6 protein-coding genes are annotated in these 12,812 nt (G+C 43.1%); 5 read left to right on the top strand and 1 reads right to left on the bottom strand.

Annotated features, from left to right (window positions below):
* Positions 1-9 precede the first annotated feature (9 nt).
* The 3 genes from IQ230_RS00140 to IQ230_RS00130 all read left to right on the top strand — a co-directional run bounded on the left by IQ230_RS00140 (position 10) and on the right by IQ230_RS00130 (position 2,408).
* Positions 10-561, top strand: coding sequence for a rhodanese-like domain-containing protein (locus IQ230_RS00140; RefSeq protein WP_193929672.1), 552 nt, complete (start codon positions 10-12; stop codon positions 559-561).
* A complete protein-coding gene (locus tag IQ230_RS00135; RefSeq protein ID WP_193929670.1) occupies positions 562-1,323 on the top strand; it encodes a sulfite exporter TauE/SafE family protein in 762 nt (253 codons plus the stop codon). It begins immediately after the preceding gene.
* A gap of 329 nt (positions 1,324-1,652) precedes the next feature.
* Positions 1,653-2,408 (top strand): SPOR domain-containing protein, encoded by a 756-nt coding sequence (locus IQ230_RS00130; protein WP_193929668.1) that lies wholly within the window; start codon positions 1,653-1,655, stop codon positions 2,406-2,408.
* 42 nt (positions 2,409-2,450) lie between these two features.
* Here IQ230_RS00130 and IQ230_RS00125 read toward each other — a convergent pair whose 3' ends face one another.
* Positions 2,451-3,899: an alpha/beta fold hydrolase gene (locus IQ230_RS00125; RefSeq protein ID WP_193929666.1), complete on the bottom strand. Its 1,449-nt coding sequence runs from the start codon at positions 3,897-3,899 to the stop codon at positions 2,451-2,453.
* A 152-nt stretch (positions 3,900-4,051) separates the two neighbouring features.
* Between IQ230_RS00125 and IQ230_RS27600 the strand changes: the two genes are divergently transcribed.
* Both IQ230_RS27600 and IQ230_RS00115 read left to right on the top strand, forming a co-directional pair.
* Positions 4,052-7,297, top strand: a complete 3,246-nt coding sequence (locus IQ230_RS27600) for a non-ribosomal peptide synthetase (protein WP_193929665.1) — start codon at positions 4,052-4,054, stop codon at positions 7,295-7,297.
* On the top strand, positions 7,294-12,726 hold the full coding sequence (locus IQ230_RS00115; protein ID WP_193929662.1) for a non-ribosomal peptide synthetase: 5,433 nt from the start codon (positions 7,294-7,296) through the stop codon (positions 12,724-12,726). The genes IQ230_RS27600 and IQ230_RS00115 overlap by 4 nt, the downstream gene beginning before the upstream one ends.
* The last annotated feature ends 86 nt before the right edge of the window (positions 12,727-12,812 follow it).

Genomic DNA, 12,812 nt, shown 5'->3' with positions numbered 1-12,812 from the left:
CAGATTACTATGACTGCAACTAAAGAGAAACTAAGCGATCGCTTGCAAACAGTTGATGCCAAAACATTAAAACACTGGATCGATGAAGGTACTGTCGATCTAATTGACGTACGCGAACCATCGGAATACGCAAGCGAACATATTCCTAGTGCTAAACTCGTTTCCTTATCTAAATTTGACCCTAGTGAAATCTCAAACACTCACAAAAAACTAATCATACATTGTCAATCAGGTAATCGTTCGGCGCAAGCAGCTCAAAAGTTACTTGCAAATGGATTTGAGCAAGTCACCCATCTTCAAGGTGGAATCTCGGCATGGAAACAAGCTGGCTACCCAACAGAAGTGAATAAAAATGCTCCCATTAGTCTGATGCGACAAGTTCAAATTGTTGCAGGATCTCTAGTTTTACTTGGCACTTTACTGAGTGTGTTTATTTCTCCCTGGTTCCTGATTCTCAGTGGATTTGTCGGTGCAGGATTAACATTTGCAGGAATAACAGGAAACTGCGGCTTAGCAATGCTTCTTGCCAAACTTCCCTACAACCAAACAGGGATTAATTAAATGCTGTGGATAATTGGGCACATTCTTGCTGTAAGTATTGGGTTAAGTTTGGGCTTAATTGGCGGTGGTGGCTCAGTGCTAGCGGCTCCAGCCTTAATCTATATCATGGGTGTACCAACAAAAACAGCCCTGGCGATGACTCTCGTTATTGTGGGTGTTGCCAGTCTCATTGGTGTCATTCCCCACTGGATGCAGAAAAACGTTAATTTCCAAACTGTTACTTTTTTTGCACCTCCAGCAATGCTAGGAGCATATCTTGGTGCGCGGATTGCGGCTTTTCCTTTTGTGACTTCCACAATTCAGTTAGTGGCATTTGCACTGATGATGCTCATTGCATCAATCTCGATGATCCGTAAAGACGCACGAACAGCCAAGCCTCAACTCAATGCAACTTCTCAGCACAAATTTCGTGGGTTAGCGATCGCACTCGAAGGACTCGGTGTTGGTATCATTACCGGATTTGTTGGTATTGGTGGCGGGTTTCTCGTGATTCCTGCTTTAGTTCTACTCGGCAAAACATCGATGAAAGAAGCCGTTGGTACATCGCTTGTCATCCTGGCACTAAAATCAGTTACAGGATTTATCGGCTATTTAGATCAAGTTACAATCAACTGGAATTTACTTTTTTCTTTCACTATCGCTGCTAGTGCCGGAATCCTGATTGGAGCATACCTCACTCGATTTGTACCAGCAAAAAATCTAGAAAAAGGCTTTGGTTACTTTGTGCTTGCTGTAGCAATATTCATCTTGATTCAACGCTAAACAAGTTGGAATTAGCACAAGAGGCGATCGCTGCGACCCATCCTTTATAGTCATAATATTTATCACTACAGGGAATAAAATTTGAGTAAGTAGTTTATTGCACGCGATCGCCTACTGTATATTTACTGATTTACGGGTAAAATAAGCACCAGAGTTCTAATATTTCTCAGCGAAATTGCGCTTGAAGATCTGGCTCTAATAGCGGTAATTTGCTTTTGTAACATTTATGCATTTTAGTCAGTCAAGCAACCTATTTTGACGCTAAAGTGTCTAATTTATCACTCATAAAAATCAATCTCCGTTTGCTCTCAGCATTACAACACACCAAGATGAAGACACGTCATCAATTGTGCAATGCCAGCTTATTTGCTCAACTTACTAACCTATCACTCATCATATCCTTTGCTGCCATCGTGTTAGGAGGTTGGTTCACAACAGCTAACAAGGTCGCACTAGCATCTCAGGATTTAATATCTCAAGCCGTAGATCGCCTGCCGCCGCCACCACAGACGCCAGATGGGGCACGACAATCACCAGCGTCGATTTTTGTTCCTCGTGAATTCGATTTTCAAGCACCATCATCGAATACACCACCTAGAGTTAATACTCCTAGCAGTGACAATTTAAGTTACTTAGTTTATGTTGATGATGCAAGTTCCCCAACTTTAGAACAAGTCAAACAACTTGAACCACAAGCCTTTGTACGACAATACAATGGACGAGCAGTCGTGCAAGCTGGAGCATTCGAGCAAAATTCCAATGCTGAGCAACGCGCCCAAGAACTAAAATCGGCTGGTGTCGTTGCACGAATTGCCAATCTTAACACAGGTACCGACACAGCTTTTACTGGAGATTCTCGCACTTATTATGTTGTGATTCCAGATAGACGAGAAAGTTTACCAGCGATCGCAGATCAAATCAGGCAATTGCAGCAAAATGTTGTCATTGATGTCAGTCAGCGAACACAACCGCGTGGACCTCATGTGCGAGTAGGACCATTTTCAAATCGTTCTTTAGCAGAACAGTGGAATCAATTTTTCCTCAACTCTGGCTTAAGCAATGCACGAGTCTACTATGGACGTTAATTATTAATAAAGCGATTAGCAATTAGCTGTTAGCTATTAGCACTAACCAGAAAGTGGAAAGCCAGCAGCGAGAATCCAACCGAAGAATAAAGCACTCGCAAGTGCTGAAATCCACGCTTCTTTGACGAGTGCAACTACTAACGAGAGAACAGCAATTAAAGGTGGAAATAAAGGCAATAGTAGAAACATAAAGCCTAATTGAGGCAGAAAGTTCAACGTCAACAAAAAGCCACTAATTAAAATGACGCTCTGAGCAAACCACCAACCAAATCGCTCTTTGCTTTTAGTTCCTTGTTGGGCAATACCAGATGCTAAAAACCAGGGTAGACAAGCAACAGCTAAAGGCAACCAAATTTGCAGTCGAGCTGGAATTAGCCACCATTGCAACCAAACGACTTGTGCCATTGCACCAAATGCTATCCATAATAGAGCAAATAAGATTAATCCCCATTTTGCAGCCTTTAATGTAGGACGTGGCAGACGAGCTAGCAACGCCAACCAAGTGATTCCTGCAACGAAAAACCACAATCCAACGGCTCCGCCTACCTGCACTCCTCCTAGACCCGCAAGTTCCACCCCAACTTGATTTAACAGTGTTAAACTGCCCGCAGTAATTAAAGGTGCAAGAAATAACCCACTCCAGCATCTTAATGAAGAAACTTTTTTGAAGTGAGGTTGATGTGGTACAACACTAGGAATCACTGCTGTTAGTAATAATAACCACCCAAGTAGATGCAAGCCGTACCAAGCCATGCGACGATCAACATAATTGCTAGTACTAGACTGGTTGAAGGTAGTATTGAGCCAACGTAAAGCCGCTTGATGGCTGACGTCGTTAAATAAAATCGTGATGTGTTCTGCATTAGGAACAATTACCAATTCGCGAGCAGTACTTGTAGCAAAGTTATCATTAGAACCTCCGCTTGCAGCTAGTAATCGTTCAGCATTCGCAATAAATCGACCTTCCCAACTACCTGCTTGAAGTTGTAAGTTACGCGGTGCTTGAGATGTGACAGATGCACCTGTTGGCGAAACGGCGATCGCAGCATCAAATAAATCAACCTGCTCAATTCCCGCATTCATCACGATGCCACTTCCCATAGAATGACCTAGTAAAGCTAGGCGAGTGGAATCAACTTCCGGTTGCTCTAGTAAAGCATTTAGTGCCACATTGAGGTTTTGTTGTAATTCAAATCGTTGCAATCGATTTGAGTTTGCGCCATGTCCGTCAAAATCCCATAGCATCGTAGCATAACCAGCACGAGCCAAAACGTGCGCGTAGCCTAGCATGAGTTGCTTAGAACCTGCATACCCGTGTGCAATCAAAACTCCAGGAACAGCTGCTTGTTGGGGTGCAAGATACAACAGCGGAATACCCTCACGTTCAAACGAGCGCACAACCAATCCATTTCGGGCTGCAATGATTCCCCACCACGATAGTCCAATCAGCAAGATAGATAGCAGTAACAACAACCGCCGCCAGCGTGTCAACTGAGTTCTCCGATTTGAGGTTTATTTGATACTACGCTTTTCCTCACTTGCGATGCGTCGGTAACAGAAAATTATTTTTAAATCTATCTCAAAGCATAGTTTTGCAAAAGAACTTTCGCCTTAAATACAGAGTAGGTTGAGAAGGTGAAGGCGTGAATGATTTAAGCACAGAGTGTAATTCTGTTGATGAAGTGTTTGTCTTTCCAGCTTCATTTGCCCAACAGCGATTGTGGTTCATCGACCAATTAATTCCAAGGGCTTCTCTTTATACAATTCCACTAGTCTTTCGACTCACAGGTTTGTTGCATCACTCAGCACTAGAACAAAGTGTTCAAGCGATCGCTTGTCGTCACGAAACGCTGCGGACAACTTTTGATGTTATCGATGGGCAATTAGTACAGATTATTGCTCCAAGTTTGATGCAGGTACCGTTTACCTCGATTAACCTCCAAGCATTACCAGCCTTAACCCGCGAACAAGTCGCCTTAGAGCAAATTCAGCAAGAAATTCAGCAGCCTTTTAACTTAAAGCAGGGACCACTATTTCGAGTACAGTTATGGCAATTGAATCGTACCGAACATCTGCTGCTGATTTTACTACACCACATCATTTTTGATGAATGGTCAAGCGGTATTTTAATTCGAGAGTTAGGTAAACTCTATTCTGCGTTTGTGAACAATCAACCTGCTGCACTGCCAGAGTTACCCATTCAATATGCTGATTTTGCCCATTGGCAGCGTGAGTGGTTGCAAGGAGAAGTGTTAAATACTCAATTAAACTACTGGAAACAGCAGTTAAAAGATGTACCAACTTTAAATTTACCTTCTGCTCCTCGTCCTTTAATCCCAAGTTATCAAGGTGCAAGTCAATTATTAGAGTTACCACAGCAGTTACTTGATGCCTTAGAACAGTTAAGTCAGCAAGCAGGTGTCACGCTATTTATGACCTTGCTAGCAGCGTTTCAAACTTTACTGTATCGCTACACCGCACAAACTGATATTGCCATTGGTTCGCCGATCGCCAATCGTCATCGCAGTGAGTTAGAAGGAATCATCGGGTTTCTGGTAAATAGTCTTGTTTTACGGACAAATCTAGCTGGCGTCTCCTTTCGCGAGTTATTAAATCGGGTGCGGGATGTCACACTAGCCGCTTATGCACATCAAGATTTACCGTTTGAAAAGCTTGTAGAAGAACTGCAACCTGTGCGCAGTCTGAGCCAAAATCCGTTATTTCAAGTCGTCTTTGCGCTGCAAAACACCCCTATGGAGCAACTAGAGTTACCAGGATTAACTCTTAGTGCTGTTGAGTTTGAGGTTAAAACAACGCGCTTTGATTTAGAAGTATATATGTGGAAATGTACGGGTAATTTTAGAAATTTATGGGGCAAAGGATGGCAACAAACTGACGGATTACGCGGTGTCGTTATCTATAATACTGATTTATTTGATGAAGCTGCGATCGCATCTCTACGAAGTCATTTTCAGACACTGCTTACAGCAATTGTGACGAATCCAGATACGCCTTTATCGGCATTGCCACTGTTAACAAGTCAAGAGCAGCAAGTGTTAATGAGTGGAAATGGTACTTACACTAATTATCCCACAGCTTGTATTCATCAATTATTTGAAGCACAGGTTAGTCAACAACCACAAGCGATCGCCATCCGCGCACAAAACCAATTTACCTATCAACAATTAAATCAAGGTAGTAATCAACTCGCACGTTATTTACAGAAATTGGGCAAATCAGAACGTGTAGGCATTTGTCTAGAACAAGCTACAGAAACCGTTGCTGCAATGCTAGCAGTTCTCAAAGCAGGCGGTGCTTATGTTCCTCTCGACGTTACTTATCCTTCCGAACGACTGCGCTTTTTGGTAGAAGATGCCCAAGTTACATTAGTAATAACACATAAAAAAGAAGTATTTTTAAATACACCTAATGTCAAAATAATTGATTTAGCCCAAGAATGGACAGCGATCGCACAAGAATCAGAGGAAAATCTGGATACTCCTTGCAACGTAGATCAGCTAGCTTATGTTATTTATACTTCCGGCTCAACAGGAACCCCCAAAGGAGTTATGGTAGCTCACCGTGCGGTTAATCGGTTAGTTTGCCAAACTGACTACATAGAAATTGCACCAGGCGATCGCGTTGCCAAAGTCGCCAATGTTGCTTTTGATGCGGCTACTTTTGAGATTTGGGGTGCACTACTCAATGGTGCTGAGTTAGTAGACATTGAACGGGAAACAACGCTGTCACCTACAGATTTTAAAACTGCGCTTCAGCAACAGCACGTCAATGTCATGTTTTTGACAACAGCATTATTCAATCAAACTGTGGCTGAAGTTCCTGATGCGTTTCAATCGTTGAAATATCTCTTATTTGGTGGCGAAGCAGCAAATCCCGATCGCATCCGTACAGTACTACAACATGGTAAACCTCAGCATCTTATTCATGTTTATGGACCTACAGAAAATACAACATTTTCTACTTGGTATGAAGTGCAAGAAGTACCAGAAAATGCAATAACAATTCCCATTGGACAGGCAATTGCAAATACTCAAGTTTATGTGTTAGATGCTAACCTCAACCCAGTTCCTGCAGGAATCAGTGGGGAAATTTATCTTGGTGGAGATGGGTTAGCACAAGGATATCTCAATCGTCCAGATTTGACTGCAGATCAGTTTATTTTTCATCCATTTGATCGAGATAGAAATCTTCGTCTTTATAAAACTGGCGATCGCGCTTGTCGTTGTGCAGATGGCAATATTGAATTTTTGGGTCGCATTGATAATCAAATCAAAGTTCGCGGATTTCGGGTAGAGTTGGGTGAGATTGAAACAGTTTTAGCGCAGCATCCGAGTGTGCAAACGGCTGTGGTAAATGTGCGCGAAATTGCCGGAGATCGTCAATTAATTGCTTACTTTGTTCCCCAACCAACGGTAGTAGTTAGCGATCGCGAATTGCGATCTTTTTTAAAAACGCAACTACCTCAATATATGATTCCTGCGGTGTTTGTCCCATTAAAGACACTACCTTTGACAATTAACGGCAAAATTGATCGCCAAGCATTACCATTACCCACAATTACACCAGACACAATATTAGTGACTCCTAGTACCTCGGTAGAAAAATCTTTAGTAGATCTGTGGTGTCAACTACTGGGACGCAAACAGGTAGGAATTCACGATAATTTCTTTGAATTAGGCGGACATTCGCTGCTAGCAACACAACTAATCTCGCGTGTCCGCGATCACTTTCAAGTCGAAATTCCACTGCGGAGTTTGTTTGAAACTCCCACAATTGCCCAACTTGCACAGAAAATTGATGCAGTTTCGATGCAAGCGCAGGCGACTTCTGATCATCTCAAGCAGCGACGCGAGGAAATAGAGTTATGACGACAACTGTTGAATTTTTAGCATATTTAAAAAGTTTAGATGTGCAAGTATCAGTAGAAGGCGATCGCCTGCGTTGTCATGCACCTGAAGGAACTCTCACGCCCGAACTGCGACAACAGTTAGTTGAGCGCAAAGCCGAAATTTTAGCACTGCATCAGCAATCGTTACACTCGACTGTTATTCAACCTGTTGCCTGTGCGACAACGTATCCCTTATCATTTGCCCAACAGCGATTGTGGTTTTTGTATCAGCTAGCACCCGATAATCCTTTTTATAACGTACCTGCGGCAATTCGGTTGCAAGGAACACTCAATCAAGAGGCATTAGAGCGCTCATTTAATGAAATTATCCGGCGTCATGCAGCACTGCGTACCACATTTAAAACTGTTGATGGACAACCTGTTCAAGTTATTGCTGCCCAAGTCAAGCTGACGTTACCTGTAGTGGATTTACAATTTGTACCGCAAGAGGAACGCGATCGCCTAATCCAAAAGTTAGCAACTGCTGAAGCACAACGCCCATTTAATCTCAGTAGCGATCTGCTTTTACGAGTCACGTTGCTGCAATTTCATGCCAACGAGTTCATTTTGCTGTTAACGATGCATCATATCGTTGCAGATGGTTGGTCATTGGGGATACTTGTACGCGAACTTGCTTGCTTTTATAGTGCTTTTGTGCAAGAAGAAACGCCAACATTACCTGCATTACCAATTCAATATGCAGACTTTGCCTGCTGGCAACGTAATGAGTTACAAGAATTAGAACAACTGACTTACTGGCGATCGCAATTGCAGAATTTACCAGTGCTGGAATTACCGAGCGATCGCCCTCGTCCTTTAGTACAGACTTACCGAGGTGCAACCTATCGTTTACAGTACTCTCCTGCTCTCACTCAAGCGTTAGAAAACTTGAGCCAGCAAGCAGGCGTGTCGCTGTTTATGCTGCTGCTAGCCGCCTTTCAAACGTTACTCTACCGCTATACAGGGCAAGAAGATATTGTTGTGGGTTCTCCCATTGCGAATCGATATCGCAGTGAACTTGAAGACTTAATTGGCTTTTTTGTCAATAGTCTAGTGTTGCGTGCAAACTTATCCGGTAATCCTACATTTCGCGAATTACTCCAGCGAGTTCGAGATGTTGCTCTTGCAGCGTACATACATCAAGACTTGCCATTTGAAAAACTTGTTGAAGAATTAGATCCCCAGCGAGATCTCAGCCGCAATCCACTTTTTCAAGTGGCATTTGCGCTGCAAAATGCCCCCATGCAGCCTTTAGAATTACCAGGAGTCACCCTAGAACCTGTTGCCATAGAACCAGGAACGACGCGGTTTGATTTAGAAGTTCATTTGTGGGAACCAAATCACGGACTACGCAGCCTGTGGCGATCGCAAGAAGGCTTAAGTGGCTTTATATCTTACAGTACAGATTTATTCGATCGACATACAATCGGTCGCTTGATAGAACATTTTCAAACTCTACTAGAAGGCATCATTGTCAATCCAGATGCTCGTTTGTTAGAACTTCCCCTCGTCACCTCTGGAGAACAGCAGCAGTTTTGTGAATGGAACAATACTGCATCAGAAGAACCCATTCAAGAATGCTTTCATCAGATATTTGAGGCACAAGCACAGCTATTTCCTAAAGCGATCGCACTCGTTGGAGAACATGAAACACTTACCTATCAACAGTTAAATCAACGTGCCGATCAACTAGCACAAACATTGCAGCAAATTATTCAGCCGAATGACTTAGTAGGGTTGTGTGTCGAGCGATCGCCAGAAATGGTCATTGGTATTTTAGGAATTCTCAAAGCGGGTGGTGCTTACGTACCGCTCGATCCTCAGTATCCACAGCACCGCCTGCAATTTATTCTTGAAGATACGCAAGTTTCAATTGTACTAACCCAATCGTGGTTGAGTGAGATACCAGCAACACCAGTACAATTATACCTGGATCAACTACCAGAACTCAATCAGAAAACACCACATCAAGTTGTAGGGCGTGACAATCTTGCTTATGTCATTTACACCTCTGGTTCCACAGGGACACCCAAAGGTGTCTTAATTACGCATCGTAGTTTATGTCATGTTGTTGCAGCACAACGTCAAATTTTTCAAGCCTCACGCCCTCGCGTTTTACAATTTAGCTCTCTCAGTTTTGATGCTTCTGTTTTTGAGATAGCATTAGCATTCGGATCGGGAGGTACGCTTTATATTCCACCCAAGTCTGCGCAGTTACCAGGAACAGCACTCATCCAATTTCTTCAAGACAATGCCATTACTCATGCACTGCTGACTCCAGGAGTGTTAAATGTTCTGCCATCTGCGGAACTTCCTGCACTGCAAACGCTAATTACAGGCGGTGAAGCTTGTTCGCCTCAGATAGTAGATCGCTGGGCAGTAAATCGTCAATTTTTCAATGCGTATGGACCAACAGAAACAACAATCTGGGCAACCGTGGGAGAATTATTTCCAGGACAGCCCATTACAATCGGTCGTCCAGTATTTAACACTCAAGTTTATATTCTAGATGCTGCTTTAAATCAAGTTCCTATCGGTGTACCTGGTGAAATATATATTGGTGGTGCAGGAGTTGCGCACAGCTATCTCAATCGCCCAGAATTAACAACTCAAAAGTTTATTGCCAATCCTTTTGATGATGAATGCCGCAATCCTCGTCTTTATCAAACAGGCGATCGCGCCCGCTATCATACTGATGGCACAATTGAGTTTTTAGGGCGGATTGATAACCAGATTAAAATTCGCGGTTTTCGTGTCGAGTTGGGTGAAATTGAAGCAACACTACAGCGAAATCCTGCTATACAAGATGCTGTCACAACTGTATTTCAAGCAGCAGCGAACGATTTACGCTTAATTGCCTATTTTAGCCTCAAGCATCAGCAAGTACGGGAATCTCTGCAAATGCAGCAGGTGCAACGCTGGCAAACGCTGTATAACCAAACGTATCAATCTACCAATGCCAGCGACTGTGATTTTACTGGTTGGAATAGTAGCTACACTAAACAGCCCATCCCAGTTGAACAAATGCAAGAATGGGTAAGCGATCGCGTTAAGCAAATTCTGGCACTTCATCCCCAAAAAGTTTTAGAAATCGGTTGTGGAACAGGATTATTGTTGTTTCCAATTGCCCCTCATTGTCAAAGTTATTGGGCAACAGACTTTTCAAACTCCTTAGCAGCTATTCAAAATCAGTTAGGCAATCTAACTCAAGTTAAACTACTCCATCAAACAGCAACAGATTTTACCGGAATTCCTGCTGCAACATTTGATGTTGTGATTCTCAATTCGGTAGTGCAGTATTTTCCTAGTCTAGATTATCTCATACAGGTACTAGAAAAATCCATTGAGGCATTAGCACCAAAAGGTGTGCTGTTTATTGGTGATGTCCGCAGTTTGCCGTTACTGACTGCCTTTCATACTTGGATGCAAGCTTCACAAGTCGATCCAGGATTAGAACAAAAGCAACTCCGACAACAAGTTGAGCGATCGCACTTTGAGGAACCTGAATTAGCGATTGATCCCCAGTTTTTTAATGCTTTACGCGATCGCTTTCCTCGAATTCAGCGCGTGCAAATTTACCTAACGCGAGGTCATAGCCATAATGAAATGACACAATTTCGCTACAACGTGTTGTTACATATGGATGAGGCAGCTACTGTGGCTTCAACAACGTGGAGGAACTGGAAACAACAGCCACTCACAATCACTGACGTGCAAAATCATTTACGAGAGACTGACCCAAAAGTCTTTGGCATTGCTAACGTTACCAACTCTCGAGTACATACCGCAGTTCAAACTGCCAGCTGGCTATTTCATCAATCTGTGCCAAAAACACTGGGGCGAATGCGTGAATTACACTCTACTGAACTAGCAATTGATCCCCAAGATTGGTGGAACTTAGAATCTGTATTACCCTACCGCGTAGAAATTAGTTGGTCTACGCAAACACAAACAGGTGACTATGATGTCGTCTTGATTCGGCATGGGGTGGGAGAAGTTGATTTACCTCTTGTTCAGCAATCAGCACCACCAACCTGGAGTGATTATGCTAATAATCCGCTACAAGCTCAATTTGCGCGTCAACTCATTCCTCAACTCCGCGACTATTTAGGGCAAACTCTACCTGAATACATGATCCCTTCTGTATTTATTCCAGTAGAGTCATTCAGTCTGACTTCTACAGGTAAAATTGATCGCCGTGCGTTGCCAGACGTGACTTCAACATCAAGGACAACAATTGCATCGCGATCGCCTACAGAATATAAGCTTGCTGAAATTTGGCAAGAATTACATCTTAAATCCACAAGTATTCACGACAACTTTTTTGAATCAGGCGGACATTCTTTACTCGCAACACAACTTGTCTCCCGCGTGCGCGATGTTTTTGGAACTGAAGTGCCCTTGCGTAGCGTGTTTGAATCGCCAACGATTGCACAACTAGCTGTAGTGATAGAAGAATTACAGGATACCATCACTCAACAACCCGCATTAGTTCAACTCGATCGAGCATCATACCGCCGATTGCGATCGTCATTAACAAGTGACAACTCAGCCCAAATCCAAACTCAAACTCCATCACCGCAGCAGGTTACAGAAGTTTGGTCGCCATTAGTCCTCCTCACAAAGGGAAATAACAAGCAACCCTTTTTCTGCGTTCATCCTATCTTTGGTATTGTCTTTCCTTACTTGGAGTTAGCACATTATTTAGGAGGCAATCGCAGTTTCTATGGGCTGCAACCTTTAGGATTAGATGGCAAACACACTCCCTTTCAACAAATTGAAGCGATGGCAAGGTATTACATCCAAGCCATTCAAACTGTTCAACCGCATGGTCCCTATTTTCTCGGTGGTTGGTCTTTTGGGGGACTTGTTGCTTTTGAGATGGCGCAACAACTAACGCAGTTAGGACACGAAGTCGCACTTTTGGCAATTCTAGATACTCCAGCACCGATTCCTGCCAACCAACCATCTCTTAGTCACAGCCTAAAGCTTCTCCTCAAAACAGCAATTTGGTCTACACTGCCGTTTTTACTAGATTATAGTGCGATTGTCACAAACCTAACTCGCCGCCGACGCCACAATTGGTTTTCTCGCTGGCAATGGTTAGCGATCGCCAATTTGATTCCTGAAGAGTCACAATTACGGTTAGTTGATGAATCTGCGATCGCGCCAATGTTGCGGATTTATTATGCTAATAGCCAAGCAGCATATCGGTATGCACCACAAAACTACCCTAAGCGCATTACGCTATTTAAAACTGATGATTCCTCTCACCAAAAAGATTTGACACTAGGTTGGAGTCAACTAGCTAAAGTTATCCAAGTTCATCAAGTACCAGGAAATCATCTCTCTATGCTGAAGCAGCCTCACGTTCAAACCCTAGCACAACAGTTGCAACAATACCTTTGATAAGACGATCCCATGCGATGTATGGCAGGGGTCAGAGTTAAAAGATAGTTAAAGCAGCGGAGGTTTCAACTATCCCTCTTCTGTCA

Source organism: Gloeocapsopsis crepidinum LEGE 06123, from assembly GCF_015207655.1.
In the GTDB taxonomy this organism is placed as follows: domain Bacteria; phylum Cyanobacteriota; class Cyanobacteriia; order Cyanobacteriales; family Chroococcidiopsidaceae; genus Gloeocapsopsis; species Gloeocapsopsis crepidinum.
The sequence above is the reverse complement of the archived record's forward strand: the minus strand, read 5'-3'. Positions and strand labels throughout refer to the sequence as shown.